This is a genomic window from Actinosynnema sp. NPDC023794 (genome assembly GCF_040639675.1).
In the GTDB taxonomy this organism is placed as follows: Bacteria; Actinomycetota; Actinomycetes; order Mycobacteriales; family Pseudonocardiaceae; genus Actinosynnema; species Actinosynnema luteola.
Window position 1 is genome coordinate 75,410 of sequence record NZ_JBFAFR010000031.1, and the last position, 25,022, is coordinate 100,431.

Sequence of the window (25,022 nt, forward strand, 5' to 3'; positions counted from 1 at the left end):
TCGGATGCGGACCGTATCGGGATCAGGGGGCGGACGTGCCCTGCGTCACCGGATCAGGTGTCACCTTGCGGTACCGCAGCAGGAGGGCGCTGTCGTGGTGCAGCACCGACGCCAGCTCCATCGACCGAGGCGCCGGCGGCAGTGGCCCGTTCGAGATCCGACCGGCGTCACCGCCCGCGAGCAGCGGGGAGAACGTCACGCACAGCACGTCGACCAGGTCCGCGTCGATCAACGTACCGAACACCCTCGGCCCGCCCTCGCAGTCGACGCGGAGCAGCCCGCGTTCGCGCAGGGCCGCCAGCGCCAGGTCCATGGCCACGGCCTCCTCGCCGGCGACGACCACGTCGGCGCCCGCCGCGGCCAGCGCGGCACGCCGCTCCTCGGGCGCGGCCCGCGTGGTGAGGATGATCGGCGGCACGGTCGTGCTGGTCAGCAGCGTGGACGTCGGCTCGATCGAGCACCGCCCCGTCACCACGGCGACCGGCGGCACGGGCGCGAGGCCCAGCCTGGCCCGCCGGGACGCGCGCACCTCGCCCGCCTTGACCCCGTGGTAGCCCTCGACCAGGGCCGTGCCCGCGCCGACGAGCACCACGTCGCACAGGTCGCGGCCGAGCATGAACACCTTGCGGTCGGCGTCGTTGCCCAGCCCCTCGGACCGCCCGGCCACCGACACCGCACCGTCCACGCTGGACACGAAGTTCACCTGCACCCACGGCCGGTCGAGCCCGTCGGGGTAGTCGTAGAGCCGTTCCAGCTCCTCGTCGGTGATCTCGCCGTCACGTGGTGGCCACAACATCCGCACCGCCACATCCCAGCACGCCGATACGATCCCGTCATGTCCGCCCCGCCGCGCCTGTCCGACCGCCTGCCGCACGTCGACGCGGACGAGCTGGTGGACGCGATGGTCCCGCCGCCCCGCTTCGGCGCGGTCCGCTTCGACACCTACCTGCCCAACCCGGACGAGCCGAGCCAGGCCGCGGCGGTGCGGGCGGGCCGCGAGTTCGCCGAACGCGTGTCCGAGGGCGGCAGCCGGGGCGTGCTCGGCCGGCTGTTCAAGCGGTCGGGCGCCGACGACGCCAAGCCCGGCCTCTACCTCGACGGCGGGTTCGGCGTCGGCAAGACCCACCTGCTGGCGTCGGTGTGGCACGCCGTGCCCGGCCCCAAGGCCTACGGCACGTTCGTCGAGCTGACCAACCTGGTCGGCGCGCTGGGGTTCGGCGAGACCGTCCGCCGCCTGTCGTCGCACAAGCTGCTCGCGATCGACGAGTTCGAGCTGGACGACCCGGGCGACACGATGCTGGTGACCCGCCTGATCAAGGAGCTGACCGCGGCGGGCGTGTCGGTCGCGGCCACGTCGAACACCCTGCCGGACAAGCTGGGCGAGGGCCGGTTCGCCGCCGCCGACTTCCTGCGCGAGATCCAGTCGATGTCGGCGAAGTTCACCGTGGTCCGGGTCGACGGCCCCGACTACCGCCACCGCGGCCTGCCCGACGCGCCGCCGCCGATGGCCGACGACGACCTCGTGGCCAAGGCCGTGAGCACGCCCGGCAGCACGTTGGACGACTTCGCCGACCTGTGCGCCGCGCTGGCCCGGATCCACCCGTCGAGCTACGGCCGCCTGGTGGACGGGGTGACCGCCGTGCACCTGCGCCACGTTCGGCCCGCGCCCGACCAGGCGGTGGCGCTGAGGCTCGTGGCGCTCGGCGACCGCCTCTACGACCGGGACATCCCGGTGGCGGTGTCCGGCGAGCCGCTCTCGGAGCTCTTCACCGCGGAGATGCTGCGCGGCGGCTACCGCAAGAAGTACCTGCGGGCGGTATCGCGGCTCGTCGCGCTGTCACGCTGATCTTGCCTGCTCAGACCCCCGTTCAGGGTGGTTTTGCGGGTGGGGCGCCGGGTATCCACCGGCCGTGATGAGCGAAGCGGAACGCCGCACCCTCAGTGAGATCGAGAGCAGACTCGCGGACGAGGAGCCGGGCCTGGCCTCGGCGCTCGTCGCCGGCAAACCCCGGCACCCCGTGCTCAGCTACGCCCTCGTGGCCACGTTCGGTGGTCTGGGCGTGCTGCTGCTGTTCCTGGGGGCGTTCGGCCCCGCCCTGGCGTCGCTGGGGTTCGGCGCGCTGCTGATGCTGATGCGCGGCTACACCTGGCGGTGAGCCGGGACCGCCCCGCGGTCCCGCTCGAGAGGGCAGGCGCCCACCAGCCGCGAGCTCATCGCCCAGTCGCGCCGCGCCCGGCCACGCCCGTCAGCCGAACCCCGTCTCGGCGAACCCGGTCTTAGGGAGTCGCGTCACACTTCGCGGATCCGGCCTAATCCGCTGGCCATCCGCGGTGGCGATGGCCGACCATGCGCGGGTGGGATTCCTGGACGCGAACGGCCTCGCCTTCCGCCTGCCCGACGGCCGCGAGCTGTTCCGCGACGTGTCGTTCAAGGTCGGCACGAACAGCGTGGTCGCCCTGGTCGGCGCGAACGGCGTCGGCAAGACGACGCTGCTGAGGATCCTGTCGAACGAGCTGACGCCCACCGCGGGCAGCGTCCGCGTGCAGGGCGGCCTCGGCGTGATGCCGCAGTTCGTCGGCTCGGTCCGGGACGAGAGCACCGTCCGCGACCTGCTGCTGGCCGCGTCGCCCGCGCCGCTGCGCGCCGCCGCCGAAGCGCTCGACGAGGTCGAGCTCCAGCTCATGGAGACCGACGACGAGCCGACCCAGATGCGCTACGCCGACGCGATCACCGCGTGGGGCGAGGTCGGCGGCTACGACGCCGAGGTGCTGTGGGACACCGTCACCGTCGCCGCGCTCGGCGTGCCGTTCGACCGGGCCCGGTTCCGCGAGGTCCGCACGCTGTCCGGCGGCGAGCAGAAGCGGCTGGTGCTCGAAGCGCTGCTGCGCGGCCCGGAACAGGTGCTGCTGCTCGACGAGCCGGACAACTACCTCGACGTGCCGGGCAAGCGGTGGCTGGAGGACCGGCTGCGCGAGACCGGCAAGGCCGTGCTGCTGGTCAGCCACGACCGCGAGCTGCTCGACATCGCCGCGACGCACGTCGTCACGGTGGAGGCGCACTCGGCGTGGACGCACGCGGGCTCGTTCGGCACCTGGCACGGCGCCCGTGCCGCCCGCATCGACCGGCTCGCCGAGCTGCACCGGCGGTGGAACGAGGAGCACGACCACCTCAAGGAGCTCGTCCGCACGCTCCAGATCCAGGCCAGGATCAGCGAGGTCATGGCGGCGAAGTACCGGGTCATGCGGGCCAAGCTGGAGAAGTTCGAGGAGGCGGGCCCGCCGCCGGAGCTGCCGACCGACGAGAAGGTGACGCCCCGCCTGCGCGGTGGCCGCACCGGCGTGCGCGCGATCACCGTGGAGAACCTCGAGCTGACCGGCCTGATGAAGCCGTTCGACGTGGAGATCTTCTTCGAGGACAGGGTGGCGGTGCTCGGCTCGAACGGTTCGGGCAAGAGCCACTTCCTGCGGCTGCTCGGCGGCGGGGACGTCGCGCACACGGGCGTGTGCCGCCTCGGGGCACGGGTGGTGCCGGGCCTGTTCGCGCAGACCCACCAGCACCCGGAGTGGATCGGCCGCACGCTGGTCGACGTCCTGTGGCACGGCGAGGGTGGCCGCAAGGGGCTCGACCGGGGCGCGGCGATGGCCGTGCTCAGCCGCTACGGGCTCGGCAAGCAGGGCGACCAGCGGTTCGAGACGCTGTCCGGCGGCCAGCAGGCGCGGTTCCAGGTGCTGTTGCTGGAGCTGTCCGGCGCCACGCTGTTGCTGCTCGACGAGCCGACCGACAACCTCGACCTGAACTCGGCCGAGGCGTTGCAGGACGCGCTGGAAGGCTTCACGGGCACGGTCGTCGCGGTCACCCACGACCGCTGGTTCGCCCGCGGCTTCGACCGCTTCCTGCTGTTCCGCTCCGACGGCGAGGTCGTCGAGGTGGACGAGCCGGTGTGGGACGAGACGCGGGTCAAGCGCGCCCGGTGAGGCGATCTACGCTGCCGGACGTGAACGCTGTGCGGCTTCCCGTCCGTCGGCCTGCGCACGCGGCGGCCGTGGCGGCGCTCGTGGCCAACGTGCTGATCGTGCTCACCGGCGCGTTGGTGCGGCTGACCGGTTCCGGGCTGGGGTGCCCGACCTGGCCGAGCTGCACCGACGACTCGTTCGTGACCACGCCGGAGATGGGCGTGCACGGGGTGGTCGAGTTCGGCAACCGGGTCCTCGGCATCGTGGTCGGGCTGATCACCCTGGCCCTCGTGGTGGCGGTCGCCCGGCACCGCGCCCGTCCGCCGAAGACGCTGCCGCTGGCCGTCGGTGTGCTGGTCGGCGTGGGCCTGCAAGGCCTGATCGGCGGGCTCAGCGTGCGCCGGACCCTCGCGCCCGAGGTCGTCGCGGTCCACTTCCTGGTCAGCATGGTGCTGGTCGCCGCGCTCGTCGTGCTGGTCGACCTGCTCGGCCGGCCCGATGCCGTGCCGCGCGCACCGGCGAACCTCCGGCTCCGGATCGGCGTGGCGGCGATGCCCGTGGCGCTCACCGGTGTCCTGGTGCTGGGCACCCTGGTGACCGGCAGCGGCCCGCACGCGGGTGACGAGGACGCGCGCCGGTTCGGCTTCGACCCCGCCGAGGTGGCGGCGCTCCACGTGCTGTTCGTCGTGGTGCTGCTCGGGCTCCAGCTCGGGGCGGCGATCGTCCTGCGCACCCCGGCCGCGTTCGCCGCGGTGGCGCTGTCGCTCGCCCAGGGCGTGATCGGCTCGGTGCAGGAGGCGTTGGCGCTGCCGGTGCCGCTGGTGGCCGCGCACGTGGTCACCGCCGCGCTGGTCGTGGCGGCCACCACCCACCTGGTCGTGCGGACGTTCCGGGTCCGGGCAGGCACACTCGACGCATGGACACCGGCTTAGTGGTGGCGCTCGTCGCCACCGTGATCGTGATCGTGAGTGGTGTCGTGCTGGCGGTGCGGACCCGGCACGACCCGGGCCACCCCGATGACGGGCCGGCGCCGAACTCGTCCGACGGCGGTGGCGGCGGCTGACAGCCCGCCCGGCGGTCAGCGGGTGCTCGGTTCGGGTGCCCGGGTCGCCGCGTCCTCGGACTCCGCGGGCTCGACGCCCTCCCCGAGCAGGTGGCCGGTCTCGAACTCGTGTTCCAGCACCCATCGCCCCTCTTCACGCCGCCACGACGTCAGCGAGGCGTTGGGCACCACGGTGTTGCGGGCGAACGCGGCGAGGTCGGGCTCGGGCAGGCACTCCAGCAGGTAGCGCAACAGGAACGCCTGCAGCTCGTGCCCGAACAGCAGCACGCGCCGCCCGTCGAGGTCGCGCAGCAGCGACCGCAGCCGCAACGCCACGTCCGCCCACGACTCGCCGCCCGGCGGCCGGTAGTAGAACTTGCCGAGCCGCCGTTCGCGCGCCCGCTCCTCCGGGTACCGCTCCGCCACGCCGTGGCTGGTCAGCAGGTCCAGCACGCCCAGTTCGCGGTCGCGGAGCCGTTCGTCGACCCGTGACCGCGGTCGCCCGCTCACGGTGAGCCGCGCGGTGTCGATGGCCCGCCGGTACGGCGAGCAGACCACCAGGTCCGGCCACTGCTCGCGCGGCAGGGCGGCGAACCACCGGCCGAGCGCCCGGCCCTGCCGCTCGCCCCGGTCCGACAGCGGCACGTCCGCGTCGCGGTCGAGGATGTCGACGACCTCGTGACCGGCCGCCTCCGCGGCCCCGCTCGCCACGTTGCCGGTGCTCTCGCCGTGCCTGATCAGCCCGATCCAGTCCACCCCAAGGGAGTCCACCCGAGCCAACTTAGCCCTCCGTCGCGGCGTCGGCACTCCCTGCCGTCAACCCCGGCGCGGTAGAACTCCACCCGTGGACGTGGACGCGTACTGCGAACGCCTGGCGCCCGGTCTCCTGGCGGAGCCGCTCAACGCCGTGAGCAACGCGGCCTTCCTGGTCGCGGCGGCCCTGCTGTGGTGGCGGCACCGACCGCGACCGCGGAGCCTGCGCGCGCTGCCGGTGCTGCTCGCGCTCGTCGGGCTGGGCAGCCTGAGCTTCCACACCGTCGCCGACACGCTCACCAACTTCTTCGACGTCGGCTTCATCGCGGCCTACGTGATCTGGTACCTGATCGTGTTCACGCGCCACCACCTGGGCGTCCGGTGGTCGCTCGCCTGGCTCGCCGCGCCCGCGTTCGTCGTCCTCGCGGTGGCCACCGCGCCGCTCGGCGCGCTCGTGCCCGGCGGCTCGGGCATCTACCTGGCGCCGTTCCTGTGCCTGCTGGTCGCCGCGGTGGTCGCGGCGGCGCGCGGGCTGCCGTGGCACGACCTGGCGTCGGCCGCCGGAGTGTTCGCGGTGTCGGTGGCGCTGCGCACGCTCGACCAGCCCCTGTGCGGGCAGTGGCCGAGCGGCACGCACTACTTCTGGCACCTGCTCAACGCCGTGGTGCTGTTCCTGGTGGCCCGGCAGGTCATTCGCGGTCGGCGGGCAGCCGACCGGACTTGACCGCGGCGGCCAGCTCCTCGTGGTCGGCGCACGTCCGGTCGGCGTAGTCCAGCGCGTACCGGGCGATCGCCTCGTCCAGCTCCTCGCCGCCCGCGCAGTACCCCGCCAGCAGCCGCGGGTCGACCGAGCGGCTGTGCGCGCGGGCCAGCAGCGCGCCCGCGAGCCGGCCGTAGTCGTCCAGGTCGTCCCGCTTCAACGTGGTCGCGTCGATCTCGCCCTTGCGGTTGCGGAACTGCCGGACGATGTAGTCCCGTCCCTCGATCGTGGTCCAGCCGAGCAGGATGTCGGTCTCCGCCTGCACGAGCCGCGCGCCGTGCACGATCCGCTTGCCCTCGTGCTTGTCCGCCGGCGCGCCGAGGAACGGCGCCAGCGCGGACGGTCGGGCCTCCTTCGCCTGCAACACCAGCGCCTCGTCACCGTTGCCGTGCAACAGGACCAGGTAGTTGCGCCAGCCCACGCTGCCGGTGCCGACGACGCGGAACGCCACGTCCGACACGCTGTAGCGCATGATCAGCTCGTACCGCGACTCGCGCAGCGTGTCCACGTAGGACGGCAGGGCGTCCACGACGGACCGCGCCGCCTCGTCGGAGATCCGGGACAGCACGGGCGGGTCCGGCACGAACCGGATGTGCTCGCCCTCGCGCCGGGTCCACTTCGCCGCCACCCGCGCGCTGGTGTTCTTGCGCGCCTTGGACGCGGCCTTGGTGAAGTCGTCCAGCAGGTCGTCGGCCTTCGTCTTGGACAGCGCCGACTCGTCGCCCAGCGCGTTCCACGACTCCATGAACGGGATCTCGGCCAGGTGCCGCGCCGCGCCGCGGTAGGCGCGCACCGCGTCGGACGCCGCGTCGCGGCAGCCCTTCTCCGACACACCGCCTTCCCGACCGGCCAGCACCAGCGACGTCGCCAGCCGCTTCAGGTCCCACTCCCACGGGCCGGGCAGCGTCTCGTCGAAGTCGTTGATGTCCATCACGATCCGACCTTCGGGCGTGCCGTAGAGGCCGAAGTTGGCCGCGTGCGCGTCACCGCACAGCTGGGCGTCCAGCCCGCTGCGCGCGCCCGCGGCCAGGTCGCCCGCCATCAGCCCGGCGCTGCCCCGGAAGAACGCGAACGGCGAGACGAGCATCCGGCCGATCCGCAGCGGCACGAGGTCCGGCAGGCGGCCCTCGTTCGACGCGTCCACGAACTCGACCACGGACGGCCGGTCCGGCGCGAGCCGCAGCTCGCGGTGCGCCCGGTGGCTCACCGCCGCCCGCAGCTCGCGCCCGCGCGCCAGGACCTCTTCCGGTTCGACCCACTGTCCCAGCGCGACGGCGGCCTGAGCACGCTTGCGTTCACCCATGCGGGTAAGGATGCGTCACGGAACGACGGGATACGTGTGCCGCGACACGTCTGTGACCTGCGGTAACGGTCCGTGTTCGGTTCGTGCGAACGGAAGCGGGTCAATCGGACACAGTGCCCAAAACCTCGGCGACGGCGTCGATGCCCCGGTCCAGCTCCTCCCGCGTGATGACGAGCGGGGGAGCGACGCGCAGGGTGGTGTCCTGGGTCTCCTTGCACAGCACGCCCAGCCCGGCGAGCGCCTCCGACGCCGCACGACCGCGCGGTCCGCCGGGCGCGATCTCGACACCGGCCCACAGCCCGCGCCCGCGCACCTCGGCCACACCGCGCCCGACCAGCTCGCCGAGCCGCGCGTGCAGGTGGGCGCCCAGCTCGCGGGACCGCTGCTGGAACTCGCCGGTCGCCAGCAGCCGCACCACGGCCCGCCCGACCGCGCACGCCAGCGGGTTGCCGCCGAACGTCGACCCGTGCTCACCGGGCCGCAGCACGCCGAGCACCGCGCGGCTGCCGACCACCGCCGACACCGGCATGATGCCGCCGCCCAGCGCCTTGCCCAGCGTGTAGAGGTCGGCGCGCACGCCCTCGTGGTCCAACGCCAGCAGGTCGCCGGTGCGGCCGAGGCCGGACTGGATCTCGTCCGCGATCATCAGCACGTTGTGCTCGTCGCACAGCGCCCGCACGCCCGCCAGGTAGCCCGCGGGCGGCACGACCACGCCCGCCTCGCCCTGGATCGGCTCCAGCAGCACCGCGGCCGTCCGCTCGGTGATCGCGTCGCGCAACGCGTCCGGCGAGCCGTACTCGACGACCTTGAAGCCCGGCGTGAACGGCCCGAAGTCGTCGCGCGCGGTGTCGTCGGTGGAGAACGAGACGATCGTGGTGGTCCGGCCGTGGAAGTTCGACCCGGCGACCACGATCTCCGCTGTGCCCGCCGGCACGCCCTTCACCCGGTAGGCCCACTTGCGGGCGACCTTGATCGCCGACTCGACGGCCTCCGCGCCGGAGTTCATCGCGAGCACCATCTCGGTGCCGGTCAGCTCGGCCAGCTCGCGGCAGAACGGGCCGAACTGGTCGTGGTGGAACGCGCGGCTGGTCAGCGTGACGCGGCCGAGCTGCTCGACCGCGGCGGAGACCAGGTCGGGGTGGCGGTGGCCGAAGTTCAGCGACGAGTAGCCGGACAGGAAGTCCAGGTAGCGGCGCCCGTCGACGTCGGTGACCCACGAGCCTTCGCCGTGCGAGATGACGACCGGCAGCGGGTGGTAGTTGTGCGTGCTCCATTCCTCGTCGAGCGAGATGAAGCGCTGGGAGCTCAGAGCTGCGGCCATGGCGGTCATGTCACCAACACTAAGGGGCCTGCGCCAGCGAATTCATCCGCCAGGCGTTGCGCATCCGTCATGTTCGTTGCGCAATCAGCTTGTTTCGCGGCGATTCGTTGTGCGGTCGGCAAGCCCATGATCGGCGGGTTACCCTCCGACGATGGCCGACAAGTCCACGCAGGTCCAGTCGATATCCGACGCCTTCCGGGTCGATCCGGACGACTTCGACCTGGCCAAGGTCGACCCGGCCGCGACGCCGGTCGGGCCGCGGTCGAAAGCGGAGGCCGCCGCGGACATGGCGGTGATCGGCCGTGAGCTGGACCGGCTCCAGGAGGCGCTGTACGCCGAGGGCACGGGCGGCGGCGACCGTCGGGTGCTGCTGGTGCTCCAGGGCATGGACACCTCCGGCAAGGGCGGCACGATCCGGCACGTCGCGGGCCTGGTCAACCCGCAGGGCCTGCGCATCGCGTCGTTCAAGAAGCCGACCCGGACCGAGTTGCGGCACGACTTCCTGTGGCGCGTCCGCCGCCAGGTGCCGCAGCCGGGCTACATCGGCGTCTTCGACCGCTCGCACTACGAGGACGTGCTGGTCGCGCGGGTGGACAACCTGGTGCCGTCGACCGAGTGGCGGCGCCGGTACCGGCAGATCAACGCGTTCGAGGCGGAGCTGGCCGAGCAGGGCGTGACCGCGGTCAAGTGCTTCCTGCACATCTCGCCGGAACGGCAGCGCGAACGGCTCATCGCCCGGTTGGAGGACCCGCTCAAGCGCTGGAAGTACAACCCGGGCGACCTGGAGGTGCGGGCCAAGTTCTCCCGCTACCAGCTGGCCTACCAGGACGCGCTGGTCAAGTGCTCGACGCGGGTCGCGCCCTGGCACGTCGTGCCGTCGGACCGCAAGTGGTACCGGAACTGGGTGGTGGCGCGGCTGCTGCTGGAGGCGCTGCGCGACCTGGCGCCCGCCTACCCGCAACCCTCGTACGATCCGGCCGTCGAGTTGGCACGGCTCCGGGAAGACGACCCGTTGCGCTAGTCGCGATCTTCGTTGCGCCTCTTGCCTGTGCGCAGTGGTCCAGGCCACTGTGGGAACCGCCGCGGGCGGTCGAGCGGAGGTTCGGTGTGGTTCTGGACAGGCGGCGGTTCCTGGGGGCCGTTGGCGTGGGAACGGGGTTGCTGATGACCGAGGGTGTCGCGCGAGCGGACGAGCCCGGTGCACGGGCGGAGATCCGCGCCTACCTGGGCACCTACACGTCCTGGGCGGGCGGTGGCGCGGGCCTCGGGCTCGGCGCGTACGACCCGGCGACGGGCAGGCTGCGCGTGACCGGTGTGGTGCCGGACGTGCCGAACCCGTCGTTCGTGATCGACGCGGGCCGCTGGGTGTACGCGGTCAACGAGAAGTCCGACGGCGAGGTGACCGCGCTGGCGGTCGGCCCGGACGGCGTGCCGAAGGTGGTCGGCAGCCGCAGCACCGGCGGCGCGGACCCGTGCCACCTGGCGCTGCACAAGGGTTTCCTGCTGTCGGCCAACTACAGCTCGGGCAGCGTGGCCGTGCACCCCGTGCTGCCCGAGGGCGGGTTGGGCGAGCGCACGGACCTGGTCGTGCACTCCGGCGCGGGACCGGACCCGGACCGGCAGGAGGGGCCGCACGCCCACCAGGTGCTGGTCGACCCGACGGGCGAGTTCGTGCTGGCGGTCGACCTGGGCGCCGACTCGGTCCACAGCTACCGGCTCAGCCGTGAGGGCAAGCTGACCTCGGCCGCCACGGCGCGCGTGCACCCCGGCGCGGGGCCGCGGCACCTGGCGTTCCACCCCTCGGGCAAGCACGCCTACATCGCCAACGAGCTCGACTCCACGATCGTGGTCGCGGGCTACGACCGCGGCGTGCTCACCCCGGGCCGGAAGGTGAGCACGCTGCCCGCCGGCGCGCCGACCACGCCGCGCAACTACCCGGCGGAGATCGTGGTGTCGCCGGACGGGCGGTTCGCCTACCTCTCCAACCGGGGTCACGACAGCGTGGCCGTGTTCGCGGTGGAACGCGGCGGCGCGGCGCTGCGGCTGGTCGAGGCGACGCCGGTGGGCGGGAAGTTCCCCCGGCACATCGCGCTCGACGCGTCCGGCCGGTTCCTGCTGGCGGCCAACCAGAACTCGGACAACATCACCACGTTCGAGGTGGACCGGCGCACCGGGAAGCTGCGGCTGACGAGCACGTCCGCGGCGCCGATCCCGGTCTGCGTCGCCCTGACGAGGTAACTCCCGACGGGTTAACTTCGGCCGGCGGGACTGTCCACAGTGGTAGGCACCGGTGCATGAAGATGCTCGCGCTCGCGCTGCTGATGGCCATCACACCCGCACCGGTCGCGCCGGAGCTCGTCGCGTTGGGTGACTCCTACGCGGCGGGCCTCGGCGCGGGCGACGAGGCGTCCGACGACTGCCGCCAGAGCCCGCACGCGTACCCGAGCCTGTGGGCCAAGCGCAACGGCGCGTCGCTGGTGTTCGCCGCGTGCGCGGGCGCCAAGACCGACGAGGTGACCAGGCAGGCGGAGCGGATCACGCCGAACGCCACGCTCGTCACCATCACCGCGGGCGGCAACGACGCCGGGTTCAGCGACGTCATGACGACGTGCACGCTGCGCGGCGACGAGGAGTGCGTGCGGCGGGTCGACGTGGCCGAGGGGTTCATCCGCGGCGAGCTGCCCGGCCGGTTGGACTCGCTGTACGGCGCGGTGGCCGACCGGAGGTCCGCGTCGGCCGAGGTCGTGGTGCTCGGCTACCCGCGGCTGTTCTCGCACGAGACGTGGTGCCTGATGAGCGGGCCGAAGCGGGCGGCGGTGAACCGGGCCGCGGACGTGCTGGCCGAGGTGACCGGCGACCGGGCGAAGGCGGCCGGGTTCGAGTACGCGGACGTGCGCCAGGCGTTCGACGACCACGGCGTGTGCGCCGACGAGCCGTGGCTGAACGGCCTGGTCCTGGCGCCCGTCGACCGCTCCTACCACCCGAACCGGGCAGGCCAGGAATCCGGCTACCTCCCGGCCCTGACCGCCGCCACCGCCCGCGCGGGTAACCGGTTGGCGGTCGCCGCGACCGATTGACCATGATGCGTGAGTGACCCACTCGAACGGGCTGCGCCAGGTCGCGGCCACCCGCTACGTCACGCCCTTCCGGGAGGGCGGCTCCCTCCCGGGGTTGGTCGAGGCCGACGACCTGGGCATGTACGTGCTCAAGTTCCGGGGCGCGGGCCAGGGCGTGAAAGCGCTCGTCGCCGAGATCGTGGTCGGCGAGCTGGCCCGGCGCCTCGGCTTCCGGGTTCCCGAGATCGTGCTGGTCGACCTGGACCCGGAGCTGGGCCGGGCCGAGCCGGACCAGGAGGTGCAGGAGCTGCTCAAGGCCAGCGGCGGGCTCAACCTGGGGTTGGACTACCTGCCCGGCTCGTTCGACTACAACCCGCTGGTGCGCGAGCCGTCCCCGGAGACCGCGACCCGGCTGTTGTGGCTGGACGCGCTCACGCTCAACGTCGACCGCAGCTGGCGCAACCCGAACACGCTGCTCTGGCACCGCGAGCTGTGGCTGATCGACCACGGCGCGTCGCTGTACTTCCACCACTCGTGGCGGCCGGAGAGGTTCCCGGCGGCCACCTACCGGTTCGACGCGGCCGACCACCTGATGCTGCCGTTCGCGGGCGACCTGGCCGAGGTGGACGCCGAGCTGACCGCCCGGGTCACGCCCGACCTGGTGCGCGAGGTGCTGGCGCTCGTGCCCGACGCGTGGCTCGCGCAGGACGAGGCGTTCGGCACACCGGCGGCGGTGCGCGAGGCGTACGAGTCGTTCTTCACCGCCCGCCTGGCCGCGCCGCGCGCGTGGGTCGACGCACTGGAGGCCGCACGTGCCGCACGTGTTTGAGTACGCGCTGCTGCGCGCCGTGCCGAGGCAGGAGCGCGGCGAGTTCGTCAACGTCGGCGTGCTCGTCTACTGCAAGGACCTGGACTTCCTCGGCGCCCGCGTGCACGTCGACGAGCGCCGGGTGCTGGCGCTGGACCCGTTCCTCGACGTGGAGGTGTTGCGGGCCACCCTGGAGCACCTCGGGCTGTCGTGCGACGGCGTGCCGACGGCGGGTCCGGTGTCGCGCACCTCCGCTGGTCAGCGGTTCCGCTGGCTGACCGCGCCGCGCAGCACCATCGTCCAGACCTCGCCCGCGCACACCGGCCTGACCGACGACCCGGAGGCCGAGCTGGACCGCCTGCTGGCCGCGCTCGTGCTGCCTCCCGACCGGTAGTGCCACGACCGACGACCTCCACCGCGTCTTCCGGCGCTCAGCACCCGTCTGAGCGCCGGAACACGGGGCGGAGGCTGCCGGTCGTGGCACTAGGGTGGCAACCTCTTGCCGCGCACCGCGTCTTTAGGTGCGAGCAGTGACCGACACACGGACGGGGTCGCTTGATGAGCGCCGGATACCAGCAGGGCGGGTATCAGCAAGGCGGATACCGACAGGGCGGGCAACCGCGGCAGCGCAGGCCGCAGGGCCCGCCGCAGGGCGGGTACGGGCAGCAAGCCGCGTACCAGCAGGCTGGACGACGTCCGGCGCCCAAGCGCCGCAAGCCGAGAATCGGGCGGATCATCGGGGTCGTCCTGGTGCTGCTGCTGGCGCTCGGCGTCGGCATGTGGTTCTACGTCGACGGTTCGCTGCGCCGCATCGACGCGCTGACCGACTACGAGGGCAGGCCCGCCGACACGCCGGGCACCAACTGGCTGCTCGTCGGGTCGGACGCGCGCGACGACCTGACCGAGGAGCAGAAGGCCACGCTGTCCACCGGTGACGCGGGCGGTCGGCGCACGGACACCATCATGCTGCTGCACATCCCGGAGGGTTCCGGGAAGTCCACTTTGGTGAGTGTCCCTCGCGACTCCTATGTGGACATCCCGGGCAACGGCAAGAACAAGATCAACGCGGCGTTCGCGTTCGGCGGGCCGTCGCTGCTGGTGCAGACCGTGGAGGGCGCCACGGGCATCCACGTCGACCACTACATGGAGATCGGCTTCGGCGGTTTCGCCGGGATCGTGGACGCGGTCGGCGGCGTGGACATGTGCATCGAGGAGCCGATGCAGGACCCGTTGGCGGGTCTGGACCTCCAGCCGGGCTGCCAGGAACTCGACGGCGCGCAGGCGCTGGGCTTCGTCCGCTCGCGGGCGTTCGCCACGGCCGACCTGCAGCGGGTGGAGAACCAGCGCAAGTTCCTCGCCGCGCTGACGGACAAGGCGACGAGCTTCGGCACGCTGGCCAACCCGTTCAGGGCGTTCCCGCTGCTGTTCGCGGGCACGGACTCGATCTCGGTGAACTCCGACGACCACCTGCACCACCTCGCGGGCATGGCGTTCGCCATGGGCGGGGGAGTGGACACGGTGACCGTGCCGGTGGGCGGCACGCCGACCGTGCCGGGCGCGGGCTCGGTCGTGCAGTGGGACCGGGACAACGCGCTGCGCCTGTTCGGCGCGCTGGAGAAGGACGAGCCGGTCCCCGCCGACCTGCTGCCGCAACCGAAGTAGCGCTGCACCGACGGGCCGCCGGGCACACGCACCCGGCGGTCGCTCCACGGATCGGGCCGCCGGGCACACGCACCCGGCGGCCCGTCCGCGTTCCTAGGTCTTGACCACCGGGACGTCCGGCACGCCGAGCCGCCGCGCGGCCGACCACAGGGTGCCCGCACCCGCGAGGATCGCCACTGCCGCCACCACGCACGCAGCCCACCACGGGACGCCGTCGTACAGGAACCCCGCCGCCAGGCTGCCGATCACCAGCCCGACCAGGCCCGCGGCGTCGTGCATGCCCAAGGCCGGGCGGACCGCCGCGTCGGCTACGGCCCGCCGCACCGACAACACCGCACCCCACGCGGCCCCGTTGAGCATCCAGAGCGCGGCGATCACGTACGGGTCGGGCGCCAGGGCGAAACCCAGCGTGGCCGCGCAGCTGACGAGCGACGCGACGGCGAACACCCGCTTGCGGCCGTACCGCGACGTGCGTTGGCGCAGGTGCAGGAAGGCGATTCCGGCCACCATCGAGCCGGGCACGAACACGAGCACCACCTGCACCACACCGAGGTCGAACCCGCGTTGCAGGTGCAGGACCAGGAGCAGCGCGACAGCCGCCTCGGCCGCCGTCACCATCGCCTCCGCGACCGGTGCCAACCGCCGCCTGCCCACTGCCGCCCCGTCTTCCCGGCCGTCGCCGCCGCTCTCGACAGGGCCTTCACCGGCGCTGTCCGGGCGGCGCGGCGCGGCCACGAGGAACGCCGCCGCCACCACGCACATCGCCGCGGACGCCCAGAACACGCCGGCGAACCCGACGATCCCGAAGAAGCCCAGCCCGAGGGCGGTGGTGACCAAGGACCCCGCGTCCCGGGCGGACGCGACGCGGAGGAACGCCTCGGTGTCGTCGGCCTGCCGCTCCCTGACGACGGCCCGCACGGCGACCCACAGCAGCGTGCCTCCCGCGCCACCGACCGCCGCCGCGCCGTACGCGAGCGGCGCGCTCTGCGCCACCGCGTACCCCGCGCACGCGAGGGCGTAGAGCGCCGCGCCGACGGCCGCGGTGTGCCGACGTTCCCGCCGGTCCACCAGCACGCGCGCGACCGGCCGCGCGACCAGCGAGACTCCCGCCACGACCGCGACCAGCACACCCACCTCGGCCGCGCTCAGCCCGATGGCCGCGCCCGCCCACAGCGGCAGCACGACGTCGATCAGCTCGACCGGCCCGCCGACCAGCGCCGCCGCGCTCAACGCCCGCCGCTCCCGCAGCCCACCCGGCACGTCCACGTCGCCCCCAACTCGGCACCGTCCGAAGGGCGGACGGCAGTGCCCGGGACCCGCGACGGGTCCGGTCGAGGGATGATCCTCGATCAGCGGGGTCCGGTCACCGGGACGTCCGGCACACCGAGCAGGCGCACCGCCCTGGGCACCACGACCGCGCCCGCCAGGATCATCCCGGCGGCGACCACGCACGCCACCCACCAGTGCGCGCCGTCGTACAGGAACCCCGCCACCAGGCTGCCGATCAGGGCGCCCACCAGGCACGCCGCCTCGTACACGCCCATGGCGCGCCCCACCTGACCGTCGGCCGCCTCGGCGATCACGGCCTGCTGCACCGGCATCACCGCCGCCCACGCCAACCCGCTGAGCACCCACAGCCCCGCGATCACGTACGGGTTCGGCGCCCACGCGAGGCTGACCGCGAACACGCAACTGGCCAGCGACGCGCACACCAGCACCAACCGCCTGCCGAACCGCAGCACGTACCGGTGCAGGTACTCGGCGGCGGCGCTCATCGCGATCGCGCCGGGCAGGAACACGAACGCCACCTCCTGCAGCTCCAGGTCGAACCCGCGCTGCAGGTGCAGGAGCAGCAACAACCCGACGGCCGCCTCCGCCGCCATGGTCATCACCACCGCGAACAGCATCGGCCGCAACCGCTTGCCCACCGCGCCCAGCCCGGCCGCCGCCACGCCCCGGCCGCCGCGATCCCGCCGCCTCGGCGCGACGAGCAGGAACACCGCCGCCGTCGCGCACGCCGCCGCGCACGCCCAGAACAGCCCCGCGTACCCGACCGAGCCCACGAACGCCATGCCGGCCACGAACGCCACCCACGAGCCCGTCTCCTGCGCGGCGAGCAGGCGCGGGAACACCGCGGTGTCCTCGGCCAGCCGTTCGCTGACGATCGCGCGCACGGCGACCCACAGCAGCGCGCCGCCCGCACCGCCGACCGCCGCCGCGCCGTACGCGAGCGGCGCGCTCTGGGCCACCGCGTACCCGGCGCACGACAGCGCGTAGAGCAGCGCGCCGATGGCGGCGGTGTGCCGTCGGTCCCACCGGTCCGCCAGCACGCCCGCCAGCGGCCGCACGAGGACCGACAAGGCCATCTCCACCGCCATCAGCACGCCGACCTCGGTCGCGCTCAGCCCGATGGCCGCGCCCGCCCACAGCGGCAGCACGAAGTCGATCAGCTCGGTCGGCCCGTTGGCCAGCGTCGCCGCCGTCAACGTCCGCCGTTCGCGTTCCATCCCCCGGTCCGCGGTGTCGTCCACGTCGTCCCCCAAAACTTCGAACACCGTTCGTACAACTCCGAACGGTATACTGAGTTTCACCATGGACGCAAAGGACGACGCGCAGCGGCGAGTGCTGGAACTGCTGTGGAAGGACGCCCGCCGCCCCGCCCGCGGCCCCCGGCGCGGCCTGACGATGGAGCGGATCGTGGCCGCCGCGATCCGGATCGCGGAGACCGAGGGCCTGGCCGCGCTGTCCATGCGCCGGGTGGCCGTCGAGCTGGGCGTCGGCACGGCCTCGCTCTACACCTACCTGCCTGGCAAGGCGGAGCTGGAAGCCCTGATGGCGGACTCGATCGGGGCCGACGACCCGCTGCCGGACGACTGGCCGGGCGACTGGCGCGCCAAGCTGGAGGCGTGGGCGCGCAACGACCACGAGGGCTACCGCAAGCACCCCTGGGTGCTGCACCTGGTCGCGACGGTGGCCGCGCCCGGACCGGGCCTGCTGCGGTGGATGGACTCGGCGCTGCGCGTGCTGGAGGGCACCGGCCTGAGCGAGGCGGAGAAGATGGCGGTGGTCGAGTCGGTCGACGCCTACGTGCGCGGTCAGGCCAGGCTGGGCCTCGACACGCCGGAGCCGAGCGCCGACGAGATGCGCGACCGCGACGCCGTGCTCGCCGAGCTGGTCGACTTCGAGCCGTACCCGGCGCTGGTCGCGGCCGTGCGGGCGGGCGTCTCGCCGTACGCGGGCGACCAGTTCGAGTTCGGGCTGCGGCTGCTGCTGGACGGCGTCGAAGCCCTCATCGCCTCGAAGAGGGCTCCGACGTCCTGAACGTCCTGGTCAGGCCTTGTCCGGGGTCGGCTCCTCGGCCTGCTCCGCGGCGGGCTCGGCGGTCTGGACCGCCTCTGCGGCCTCGCTGGCGAGGATGATCCCCTCGAACTCGCGCAGCAGGTCGTCGTAGATCGGCGTAAGTGACACTTCGTAACCCCCAAGACGTCGTTCGTCCCCCGAACGGGCCAAAGCAGCCTACATACGGACGCTGCTCGCTTCATGGCGTATGTGACATCCGGATCATTTCCCCGCTAACTGTCGGCTAAACACATGCGTCGCCGGAAGGTTGTGGGGCTCGGTCACATGTCCGGTGCACCGCAGGTCACCTAGCGTTTCGGGCCATGACGAGTGTTCCCGGTCACAGCGACGACCTGTCCGGTCGAACCGCCCTGGTCACCGGCGCCGGTAGCGGCATCGGACGGGCCTGCGCGGTCGCCCTCGCCCGCGCCGGGGCGAAGGTGCACCTCGTCGACCGCGACGGCGACTCGGTCGCCGACGCGGCCCGCGAGACCGGCGGCACCGAGCACGTGGTCGACCTCGCCGTCGACGACCCCACGCGTGACCTGCCCACCGAGGTCGACATCCTGGTCAACAACGCGGGCCTGCAGCACGTGGCGCCGGTCCACGAGTTCCCGCCCGACCGGTTCGCGCTGTTGCAGCGGGTCATGGTCACCGCGCCGTTCCTGCTCGCCCGGCACGCCCTGCCGCACATGTACCAGCGCGGCTGGGGCCGGGTGGTGAACATCTCCAGCGTGCACGGCACCAGGGCCAGCGCGTTCAAGTCCGCCTACGTCACCGCCAAGCACGGCCTGGAAGGGCTGAGCAAGGTCATCGCGCTGGAAGGCGCGCCGCACGGCGTGACCAGCAACTGCGTCAGCCCCGGCTACGTGCGCACCCCGCTGGTGGAGAACCAGGTCGCCGACCAGGCCCGGGCGCACGGCATCGGGCCCGAGCAGGTGCTCGCCGACGTGATGCTCACCCGGCACGCCATCAAGCAGCTCATCGAACCGGCCGAGGTGGCTTCCGTCGTGCTGTGGCTGTGCGGCGCGCACTCCGGTCACGTCACCGGCTCGTCGTTCACGATCGACGGCGGCTGGACCGCCCAGTAGCCCCCGTTCACCCCCCCCTCCCCCAACGAAGTGGTGACGACATGACGAACGCCGCCCCTCCGCAGCCGAAGAAGTCCTTCGCCAAGGTGGTCATAGCCAGCCTCATCGGCACGACCATCGAGTGGTACGACTTCTTCCTCTACGGCTCCGCCGCCGCCCTGGTGTTCAACAAGCTGTTCTTCCCGCAGAGCGACCCGCTGGTGGGCACCATGCTCGCCTTCCTCACCTACGCGATCGGCTTCCTGGCCCGTCCGCTCGGCGGCCTGGTGTTCGGTCACTTCGGCGACAAGCTCGGCCGCAAGAAGCTGCTCGTGCTCAGCCTGGTGCTGATGGGCGGCGCGACGTTCGCCATGGGCCTGCTGCCCACCTACGCCGCGATCGGCGTGGCCGCGCCGCTGCTGCTGACGTTGCTGCGGTTGGTCCAGGGCTTCGCGCTGGGCGGCGAGTGGGGCGGCGCGGTGCTCATCGTGTCCGAGCACGGCAGCGCGGAACGGCGTGGGTTCTGGGCGTCCTGGCCGCAGGCGGGCGTGCCGATGGGGAACCTGCTGGCCACCGCCGTGCTCGCGGTGCTGGCCGCCGTGCAGACCGACGAGGCGTTCCTGTCGTGGGGCTGGCGGGTGCCGTTCCTGCTGTCCGGCGTGCTCGTCCTGATCGGGCTGTGGATCCGGCTCAGCGTGTCGGAGTCGCCCGTCTTCCTGGAAGCGCAGAAGAAGGTCGAGGAGGGCAAGCTCAAGGAGAAGCCGCCGATCGTGGCCGTCGTGCGCGACCACTGGCGCGAGGTGCTGATCGCGATGGGCGCCCGCATGGCGGAGAACGTGTCGTACTACGTGATCACCGCGTTCATCCTGGTCTACATCACGTCGGAGCTCGGGATGCCGCGCTCGGCGGGGTTGAACGCGGTGCTTATCGCGTCGTTCGTGCACCTGGTCACGATCCCGATGTGGGGCGCGCTGTCGGACCGGATCGGCCGCCGCACCACGTACCTGATCGGCGCGGTCGGCATCGGCTTGTGGATGTTCGTGTTCTTCGCGCTGCTGGACACCAAGTCGTTCTTCCCGATGACGCTCGCGGTCACCGTCGGCCTCTTCCTGCACGGCGCGATGTACGGCCCGCAGGCCGCGTTCTTCTCGGAGCTGTTCGGCACGAAGGTGCGCTACTCGGGCGCGTCCATCGGCTACCAGCTCGCGTCGATCGGCGCGGGCGCGGTGGCGCCGCTCATCGCGACCGCCCTGCTCGCCGCCTACGACAGCTCGTTCCCGATCGTGCTGTACGTGATCGGCATGTGCGTGCTGACCGTGATCGCCGTGGTGGTGGCGAAGGAGACGAAGGGCAGCTCCCTGAACCGGACCGACGCCGACCAGGCCTCGGTGCGAGCTTGACGTCCTCTCACGCTGGAGGAACGTGAGATTCCGACTCACCACCAGCGCGGTCGGGCGGAGGTGGCACGGTGAGGTCCACGGTTCGCGGGTGGAGCCGGTGCCCCGCCTCCCCGTGCCGTCACCGGCCGTCCGGCGGCGATGTTCTCGGCTGCGTCGACGTCCGCGTTGCAACTGCGCCCGCAAGCGACGCACCGGAATCCCGCTCGGCTCTTGCGGGACTCCGGTGCGACATGCCCGCACGAGGAGCATCGCTGCGACGTGCACGCGGTTCTCACCCGCTCCCGCCGTCGGGGATCCTCGTGCGCACCTGTTCGACTTCCGCTGCCACGAGGTCGACCGCGGCCCTCGTGACGGCCGGCCTTCCGTCACGTCGGACGCCGGTGGGTGCCGTGAAGAAGTGCCGCACAACGCCAGTGCGAGTGCTGCTCGGCCGCGAGGTTCCACACGAGACGAGCGCGCGCAGTGCTCCAGCAGCAGGGTTTCTTGTTCTAGGGTGGGAGCGAGCCGATGGCGCGCCACAGGATCAAGCCATCCGAAATCGTCGACGGGATCCGGTCATGGCCAACACAATCCGCCGATCGGGAAACCCATGACCGATGGGGCGGACGCGGTGGAGCACCTGTTGGAACTGCTCGGGTTGCTCGCGACCGACGCGGGCAGCGAGCGGCTGGCGGCGGTGCTCCCCGCGGCCCGCGCGGCGGGTGTGCCGGACCACGAGCTGGACCACATCGCCCGCGCCACGGAGTGGGCGTTGCGGATCCGCCGCACGCTCACCGCGCACCGCCGTCGTGAGGCCGAGCTCGAAGCGCTGTTCGACACCGCGAACGACCTGGCGGGCGTGCGCGACCCGGACGCCGTGCTGCGGTCGATCGTGCGGCGCGCCCGGCTGCTGCTCGGCGCCGACATCGCCTACCTGAGCATGAACGAACCGGGCCGCGGCACCTACATGCGAGTCACCGACGGCTCGATCTCCGCGCTGTTCCAACAGGTCCGGCTCGGCATGGGCGAAGGGCTCGGCGGGCTGGTGGCGCAGACCGCGCGGCCCTACGTGACCGCCGACTACTTCGCCGACGACCGGTTCAACCACACCGGCCCGATCGACGCGGCCGTGCGCGACGAGGGCCTGGTCGCGATCCTGGGCGTGCCGCTCCAGCTCGACCGCCGGGTCATCGGGGTGCTCTACGCGGCCAACCGCTCGCCGCGCCAGTTCCCGCCCGACGAGGTGGCGCTGCTGTCCTCGCTGGCCGACCACGCCGCCATCGCGCTGGACACCGCGCACCTGCTGGAGGAGACCCGGGCCGCGGGCGAGACGATCCGCGCGCACAACGACGCCATGCGCCGCGCCGAGGACGCCCACGACCGGCTCACCGACCTGGTGCTGCGCGGCGCCGACGTGCCCGAGGTGGCCGCCGCCGTGGCCAAGGTGCTCGACGGCGGGATCGTGGTGCACGACAACGACGGCGTCGAGCTGGCCCGCATCGGCACCACCCGCGCGCTCACGCCCCGTGCGGCGGTCAACGCCTCCCGCGCCAGCGGCCGGGCCATCCCGCAGGACGGCACGTGGGTGTGCGCCGTGCTGGCGGGCCGCGAGCTGCTGGGCGGCATCACGCTCACCGACCGCCCGGACCTCGGCGACGCCGACCGCAGGCTGTTCGAACGCGCGGGCGTCGTCACCGCCCTGCTGCTCCTGCTGCGCCGCACGGTCGCCGAGGCGGAGAACAAGGTGCGCGGCGAGCTGATCACCGACCTGCTGACGGCCGCCGTCGACTCGGTCGCGTTGCGCGCTCGTGCCCGCCGGGTCGGCGTCGAGCTGGCCGCCGACCACGTGGTGTTGGTCGCGGACGGCCCGCGTGACCGGCTCCTCGCCGCCGCCGCGCACCACGCGTCGTCGTGCCGCGGCCTGGCGGGCGTGCACGGCGAGCACGTGGTGCTGGTGCTGCCCGGCGCGGACCTGGCGTGCGCGGCGGACGACGCGGCACGGGTGCTCGGCAAGGCGGTCGGCCTGCCGGTGACCGTCGGCTCCGGCGGTCCGGCGCACGGCCCGGAAGGCGTGGCCGCCGCGCACGCCGAGGCCGTGCGGTGCCTGAAGGCCTTGCTGCAGCTGGGGCGCAAGGGCACCGGCGGCACGCTCGCGGACCTCGGATTCGTCGGCGTGCTGCTGGGCGACCGGGCCGACATCGCCGGGTACGTCCGCGCCACCCTCGGCCCCCTGCTGGACTACGACTCCAGCCGCGGCACCGAACTGGTCCGGACGGTGACCGCGTACTTCGCGTGCGGCGCGAACCTCAGTCGCGCCAAGGACGAGCTGCACGTCCACGTGAACACGGTGGTGCAGCGGCTGGACCGGGTGGCGAGCCTGCTGGGCGACGACTGGCAGTCGCCGGAACGGGTGCTCGAAGTCCAGTTGGCGCTCAAGCTCATGAAGGTGCTGGGCCCGTGAGGCGTGCCGGCACGACCGCGCGGCCCCGGACCTGGAAGCACAGGTGTCCCGCCGCTCGGCTGCCCCCAGTGCGCGCCGAGCGGCGGGACGGTCCCGGTCACGCCAGCGCGCACTCCGTCGCGTTCACGGTCGCCGGCCGGGGGACGGTGGTCGACGCGGGTGGGCGCGTGCCCGACAGCCAGCCCTCCAGCGCGGCGAACGCCGACCGGTGGCACGGCGTCAACGGCCGCAGCCGGTCCGGGAACGCGTCGAACAGCGAGTCCACGTGCGTGCCGCCCTCGATCCGGTAGTAGCGGAACAGCGCGCCGCGGCCGGCTTGGCGCACCATGTCGGCGTAGACGTCGGAGTCCTTGGTGATCGGCAGCAGCACGTCCAACGTCCCGTGCAGGGTGAGCAGCGGCTTGCCGATCCTGCCGGTCAACGCGATCCGCTCGACGGCCCGTTGCGCCTGCGGCCGTGAGGCGTAGTCGTAGTCCGCGTCGCACAGCGGCGTGCCGGGCGCGCAGAACGGCGTGCCGGCCTCCGCGTCACCGTCCCAGGCCGGGTCCAGCTCCTCGCGGTAGATGCGCTGGGTCAGGTCCCAGTAGTACTGGTGGTGGAACTGCCACAGGAACTCCGACTCGGCCGGGAACCCGGCGGCCACCACCGCCGCCTCGTCGCCGGTGGCGTAGCCCTTGAGCGCGGGCGGCAGGAACGTCAGCAGGTTGGGGCCCTCGGCGGTCCACAGCGTGCCCTCCCAGTCCACGCCGCCGTCGTACAGCTCGGGGCGGTTCTCCAGCTGCCACCGCACCAGGTAGCCGCCGTTGGAGATGCCGGTGGCCAGGGTGCGCGACGGCGGTCGGCAGTACCGCTGCGCCACCACGGCCTTCGCCGCCCGCGTCAGCTGCGTGACCCGGTGGTTCCACTCGGCGATCGCGTCGCCCGGCCGCCTGCCGTCCCGGTGGAAGGCCACGCCGGTGTTGCCCTTGTCGGTCGACGCGAACGCGTACCCGCGGGCCAGCGCGAAGTCGCTGATCGCGCGGTCGTTGGCGTACTGCTCGCGCACGCCGGGGGAGCCCGCCACGACGAGGCCGCCGTTCCAGCGGGCAGGCAGCCGGATCACGAACTGCGAGTCGTGCGCCCAGCCGTTGTTGGTGTTGCCGGTCGAGGAGTCGGGGAAGTAGCCGTCCACCTGCGTGCCCGGCACGGGCGTCGGCGCGGGCAGGCCCGCCGGGGTCAGCCCGGCCCAGTCGGCGGGATCGGTGCGGCCACCGGCGGTGGACAGGTCGGCGAGGTGGGTCAGTTCCTGGTGCTCGGCACCGGGAACGCGCAGGGGCCCGCACCCGCCGGCGGACGCGGGGACGGCCTGCGCCGTCGTCGCGAGGAGCGCTGCGATCAGTGGAACGACGATGTTCACCCGAGGCACGGTAAGACGGCCCGCCGGGCCGCGAAATGGGTCCGGACGCCATGGCCGGCGGGGCGGATGTGGTGTGCGGAGCCATCGGCGGCACACCTGCGAGTGACCCTCACACCGGGGGTTGGCACGACACCGCGTCACCAAGTGCGGTAATCGGGATTTTCACTGCTACAGGTGACGTCGATCGGTGCTTGACCGGGCTGTAACCGGTCGCCACGACCGTCCGAACAGCCGTGTCCTGGACGTCCCCGCGTGCGCGGCGTGGCCGATCGCCCGGCGGTGGAACCTTGAGTACCACGATCGGTGCGTTTCGGGCGTCCTGGCGGGGGTAGCTGAGTTGACCCAGCGAAGTTCGCACTGCCAGGTGATTTACGTTCACCCGGCGTGAGGTGTCTGCTTCCGGGGTGACTGAGCAACGGCGCTCTACGCGCACTGACCAGGAGTGGGACCTGATCCGGCGCATCCAGAACCTGGCCCACCGTGCCGAACGCACCGCGTTCGACCACTCGAACCTCGTCGGTCCGCCACCGTCCCAGCAGCACCTGGACATCCTGGCGGAGATCCGCGTCCTCACCGAGCAGGCGGTGGCGCAGCGGATGCCGAGACCGGCCAAGCTGCCCCGACAGGCGGCGCCGGTCGCGGACGAGAAGGTCTCCGCACCCGTTCGCTGAACGCCGTGCGCGGGCCGGGGCGGACGCCCCGCCCCCCCCCCGTCCTG

The 25,022-nt window shown here is 72.7% G+C and carries 26 protein-coding genes; 17 read left to right on the forward strand and 9 right to left on the reverse strand.

Annotation, left to right across the window (positions count from 1 at the left end):
• Window positions 1-22: 22 nt before the first annotated feature.
• Window positions 23-796: a pyrimidine reductase family protein gene (locus AB0H12_RS37350; protein ID WP_499629483.1), complete on the reverse strand. Its 774-nt coding sequence runs from the start codon at window positions 794-796 to the stop codon at window positions 23-25.
• Between the two features lie 39 nt (window positions 797-835).
• On the opposite strand from AB0H12_RS37350, the gene zapE reads away from it, so the two are divergent.
• The 5 genes from zapE (at window position 836) to AB0H12_RS37375 (ending at window position 5,017) form a co-directional block, all read left to right on the forward strand.
• Entirely contained in the window at window positions 836-1,846 is a 1,011-nt protein-coding gene (zapE, locus tag AB0H12_RS37355; RefSeq protein WP_499629440.1) for a cell division protein ZapE, read from the forward strand.
• Between the two features lie 67 nt (window positions 1,847-1,913).
• Window positions 1,914-2,156: a DUF3040 domain-containing protein gene (locus tag AB0H12_RS37360; protein ID WP_106618954.1), complete on the forward strand. Its 243-nt coding sequence runs from the start codon at window positions 1,914-1,916 to the stop codon at window positions 2,154-2,156.
• A 181-nt stretch (window positions 2,157-2,337) separates the two neighbouring features.
• Window positions 2,338-3,975 carry an ABC-F family ATP-binding cassette domain-containing protein gene (locus tag AB0H12_RS37365; protein WP_499629442.1) on the forward strand — a complete coding sequence of 546 codons (1,638 nt, stop codon included), beginning with the start codon at window positions 2,338-2,340 and terminating at the stop codon, window positions 3,973-3,975.
• Between the two features lie 20 nt (window positions 3,976-3,995).
• On the forward strand, window positions 3,996-4,886 hold the full coding sequence (locus tag AB0H12_RS37370; protein ID WP_499629444.1) for a COX15/CtaA family protein: 891 nt from the start codon (window positions 3,996-3,998) through the stop codon (window positions 4,884-4,886).
• Window positions 4,871-5,017, forward strand: coding sequence for a hypothetical protein (locus AB0H12_RS37375; protein ID WP_499629446.1), 147 nt, complete (start codon window positions 4,871-4,873; stop codon window positions 5,015-5,017). The genes AB0H12_RS37370 and AB0H12_RS37375 overlap by 16 nt, the downstream gene beginning before the upstream one ends.
• Window positions 5,018-5,032: 15 nt before the next feature.
• On the opposite strand, the gene AB0H12_RS37380 is transcribed toward AB0H12_RS37375, so the two are convergent.
• Window positions 5,033-5,767 carry a histidine phosphatase family protein gene (locus AB0H12_RS37380; RefSeq protein WP_499629447.1) on the reverse strand — a complete coding sequence of 245 codons (735 nt, stop codon included), beginning with the start codon at window positions 5,765-5,767 and terminating at the stop codon, window positions 5,033-5,035.
• A gap of 73 nt (window positions 5,768-5,840) precedes the next feature.
• Here AB0H12_RS37380 and AB0H12_RS37385 point away from each other — a divergent pair, with 73 nt between their 5' ends.
• Complete coding sequence (locus AB0H12_RS37385; RefSeq protein ID WP_499629449.1) at window positions 5,841-6,473, forward strand: hypothetical protein; 633 nt, start codon at window positions 5,841-5,843, stop codon at window positions 6,471-6,473.
• Here the strand turns inward: AB0H12_RS37385 and AB0H12_RS37390 are convergent.
• A complete protein-coding gene (locus AB0H12_RS37390; protein WP_499629451.1) occupies window positions 6,439-7,812 on the reverse strand; it encodes a DUF2252 domain-containing protein in 1,374 nt (457 codons plus the stop codon). The two genes, AB0H12_RS37385 and AB0H12_RS37390, sit on opposite strands and share 35 nt — an antisense overlap.
• A gap of 100 nt (window positions 7,813-7,912) precedes the next feature.
• Entirely contained in the window at window positions 7,913-9,142 is a 1,230-nt protein-coding gene (rocD, locus tag AB0H12_RS37395; protein WP_499629453.1) for an ornithine--oxo-acid transaminase, read from the reverse strand.
• 142 nt (window positions 9,143-9,284) lie between these two features.
• On the opposite strand from rocD, the gene AB0H12_RS37400 reads away from it, so the two are divergent.
• The 6 genes from AB0H12_RS37400 to AB0H12_RS37425 all read left to right on the forward strand — a co-directional run bounded on the left by AB0H12_RS37400 (window position 9,285) and on the right by AB0H12_RS37425 (window position 14,659).
• Window positions 9,285-10,154 (forward strand): PPK2 family polyphosphate kinase, encoded by an 870-nt coding sequence (locus tag AB0H12_RS37400; protein ID WP_499629455.1) that lies wholly within the window; start codon window positions 9,285-9,287, stop codon window positions 10,152-10,154.
• 143 nt (window positions 10,155-10,297) lie between these two features.
• Window positions 10,298-11,371 (forward strand): lactonase family protein, encoded by a 1,074-nt coding sequence (locus AB0H12_RS37405; RefSeq protein ID WP_499629457.1) that lies wholly within the window; start codon window positions 10,298-10,300, stop codon window positions 11,369-11,371.
• A gap of 56 nt (window positions 11,372-11,427) precedes the next feature.
• Window positions 11,428-12,210 (forward strand): SGNH/GDSL hydrolase family protein, encoded by a 783-nt coding sequence (locus tag AB0H12_RS37410; RefSeq protein ID WP_499629459.1) that lies wholly within the window; start codon window positions 11,428-11,430, stop codon window positions 12,208-12,210.
• A 13-nt stretch (window positions 12,211-12,223) separates the two neighbouring features.
• Complete coding sequence (locus AB0H12_RS37415) at window positions 12,224-13,018, forward strand: HipA family kinase (protein WP_499629461.1); 795 nt, start codon at window positions 12,224-12,226, stop codon at window positions 13,016-13,018.
• Window positions 13,002-13,391, forward strand: a complete 390-nt coding sequence (locus tag AB0H12_RS37420; RefSeq protein ID WP_230571328.1) for a DUF3037 domain-containing protein — start codon at window positions 13,002-13,004, stop codon at window positions 13,389-13,391. The genes AB0H12_RS37415 and AB0H12_RS37420 overlap by 17 nt, the downstream gene beginning before the upstream one ends.
• A gap of 164 nt (window positions 13,392-13,555) precedes the next feature.
• Complete coding sequence (locus AB0H12_RS37425) at window positions 13,556-14,659, forward strand: LCP family protein (protein ID WP_499629463.1); 1,104 nt, start codon at window positions 13,556-13,558, stop codon at window positions 14,657-14,659.
• Between the two features lie 93 nt (window positions 14,660-14,752).
• Here the strand turns inward: AB0H12_RS37425 and AB0H12_RS37430 are convergent, their stop codons facing one another.
• Entirely contained in the window at window positions 14,753-15,925 is a 1,173-nt protein-coding gene (locus tag AB0H12_RS37430; RefSeq protein WP_499629465.1) for an MFS transporter, read from the reverse strand.
• Between the two features lie 83 nt (window positions 15,926-16,008).
• The gene (locus tag AB0H12_RS37435) at window positions 16,009-17,214 is read right to left on the reverse strand and encodes an MFS transporter (protein WP_499629466.1); all 1,206 of its coding nucleotides are present in this window, start codon (window positions 17,212-17,214) and stop codon (window positions 16,009-16,011) included.
• 37 nt (window positions 17,215-17,251) lie between these two features.
• Here AB0H12_RS37435 and AB0H12_RS37440 point away from each other — a divergent pair, with 37 nt between their 5' ends.
• On the forward strand, window positions 17,252-17,980 hold the full coding sequence (locus AB0H12_RS37440; RefSeq protein WP_499629468.1) for a TetR/AcrR family transcriptional regulator: 729 nt from the start codon (window positions 17,252-17,254) through the stop codon (window positions 17,978-17,980).
• 9 nt (window positions 17,981-17,989) lie between these two features.
• Here AB0H12_RS37440 and AB0H12_RS37445 read toward each other — a convergent pair whose 3' ends face one another.
• Window positions 17,990-18,127 (reverse strand): hypothetical protein, encoded by a 138-nt coding sequence (locus tag AB0H12_RS37445; RefSeq protein ID WP_230571324.1) that lies wholly within the window; start codon window positions 18,125-18,127, stop codon window positions 17,990-17,992.
• A 194-nt stretch (window positions 18,128-18,321) separates the two neighbouring features.
• Between AB0H12_RS37445 and AB0H12_RS37450 the strand changes: the two genes are divergently transcribed.
• Window positions 18,322-19,089, forward strand: coding sequence for a 3-hydroxybutyrate dehydrogenase (locus AB0H12_RS37450; protein WP_499629470.1), 768 nt, complete (start codon window positions 18,322-18,324; stop codon window positions 19,087-19,089).
• A 41-nt stretch (window positions 19,090-19,130) separates the two neighbouring features.
• On the forward strand, window positions 19,131-20,468 hold the full coding sequence (locus AB0H12_RS37455) for an MFS transporter (RefSeq protein WP_230571322.1): 1,338 nt from the start codon (window positions 19,131-19,133) through the stop codon (window positions 20,466-20,468).
• A gap of 35 nt (window positions 20,469-20,503) precedes the next feature.
• On the opposite strand, the gene AB0H12_RS37460 is transcribed toward AB0H12_RS37455, so the two are convergent.
• Window positions 20,504-20,743: a zinc ribbon domain-containing protein gene (locus tag AB0H12_RS37460; RefSeq protein WP_499629472.1), complete on the reverse strand. Its 240-nt coding sequence runs from the start codon at window positions 20,741-20,743 to the stop codon at window positions 20,504-20,506.
• A 314-nt stretch (window positions 20,744-21,057) separates the two neighbouring features.
• Here AB0H12_RS37460 and AB0H12_RS37465 point away from each other — a divergent pair, with 314 nt between their 5' ends.
• Complete coding sequence (locus AB0H12_RS37465; protein WP_499629474.1) at window positions 21,058-22,908, forward strand: helix-turn-helix domain-containing protein; 1,851 nt, start codon at window positions 21,058-21,060, stop codon at window positions 22,906-22,908.
• 97 nt (window positions 22,909-23,005) lie between these two features.
• On the opposite strand, the gene AB0H12_RS37470 is transcribed toward AB0H12_RS37465, so the two are convergent.
• Window positions 23,006-24,304 carry a tannase/feruloyl esterase family alpha/beta hydrolase gene (locus tag AB0H12_RS37470; RefSeq protein ID WP_499629475.1) on the reverse strand — a complete coding sequence of 433 codons (1,299 nt, stop codon included), beginning with the start codon at window positions 24,302-24,304 and terminating at the stop codon, window positions 23,006-23,008.
• A gap of 404 nt (window positions 24,305-24,708) precedes the next feature.
• Between AB0H12_RS37470 and AB0H12_RS37475 the strand changes: the two genes are divergently transcribed.
• Window positions 24,709-24,975 carry a hypothetical protein gene (locus AB0H12_RS37475; protein WP_499629477.1) on the forward strand — a complete coding sequence of 89 codons (267 nt, stop codon included), beginning with the start codon at window positions 24,709-24,711 and terminating at the stop codon, window positions 24,973-24,975.
• The last annotated feature ends 47 nt before the right edge of the window (window positions 24,976-25,022 follow it).

Excerpts from the sequence above, each read along its gene's own strand:
- AB0H12_RS37350 (WP_499629483.1), bottom strand. The coding sequence starts at position 796 with ATGTTGTGGCCACCACGTGACGGCGAGATCACCGACGAGGAGCTGGAA.
- zapE (WP_499629440.1), top strand. The coding sequence starts at position 836 with ATGTCCGCCCCGCCGCGCCTGTCCGACCGCCTGCCGCACGTCGACGCG.
- AB0H12_RS37360 (WP_106618954.1), top strand. The coding sequence starts at position 1,914 with ATGAGCGAAGCGGAACGCCGCACCCTCAGTGAGATCGAGAGCAGACTC.
- AB0H12_RS37365 (WP_499629442.1), top strand. The coding sequence starts at position 2,338 with ATGGCCGACCATGCGCGGGTGGGATTCCTGGACGCGAACGGCCTCGCC.
- AB0H12_RS37375 (WP_499629446.1), top strand. The coding sequence starts at position 4,871 with ATGGACACCGGCTTAGTGGTGGCGCTCGTCGCCACCGTGATCGTGATC.
- AB0H12_RS37390 (WP_499629451.1), bottom strand. The coding sequence starts at position 7,812 with ATGGGTGAACGCAAGCGTGCTCAGGCCGCCGTCGCGCTGGGACAGTGG.
- rocD (WP_499629453.1), bottom strand. The coding sequence starts at position 9,142 with ATGACCGCCATGGCCGCAGCTCTGAGCTCCCAGCGCTTCATCTCGCTC.
- AB0H12_RS37400 (WP_499629455.1), top strand. The coding sequence starts at position 9,285 with ATGGCCGACAAGTCCACGCAGGTCCAGTCGATATCCGACGCCTTCCGG.
- AB0H12_RS37405 (WP_499629457.1), top strand. The coding sequence starts at position 10,298 with ATGACCGAGGGTGTCGCGCGAGCGGACGAGCCCGGTGCACGGGCGGAG.
- AB0H12_RS37410 (WP_499629459.1), top strand. The coding sequence starts at position 11,428 with ATGAAGATGCTCGCGCTCGCGCTGCTGATGGCCATCACACCCGCACCG.
- AB0H12_RS37425 (WP_499629463.1), top strand. The coding sequence starts at position 13,556 with ATGAGCGCCGGATACCAGCAGGGCGGGTATCAGCAAGGCGGATACCGA.
- AB0H12_RS37440 (WP_499629468.1), top strand. The coding sequence starts at position 17,252 with ATGGACGCAAAGGACGACGCGCAGCGGCGAGTGCTGGAACTGCTGTGG.
- AB0H12_RS37450 (WP_499629470.1), top strand. The coding sequence starts at position 18,322 with ATGACGAGTGTTCCCGGTCACAGCGACGACCTGTCCGGTCGAACCGCC.
- AB0H12_RS37455 (WP_230571322.1), top strand. The coding sequence starts at position 19,131 with ATGACGAACGCCGCCCCTCCGCAGCCGAAGAAGTCCTTCGCCAAGGTG.
- AB0H12_RS37465 (WP_499629474.1), top strand. The coding sequence starts at position 21,058 with ATGACCGATGGGGCGGACGCGGTGGAGCACCTGTTGGAACTGCTCGGG.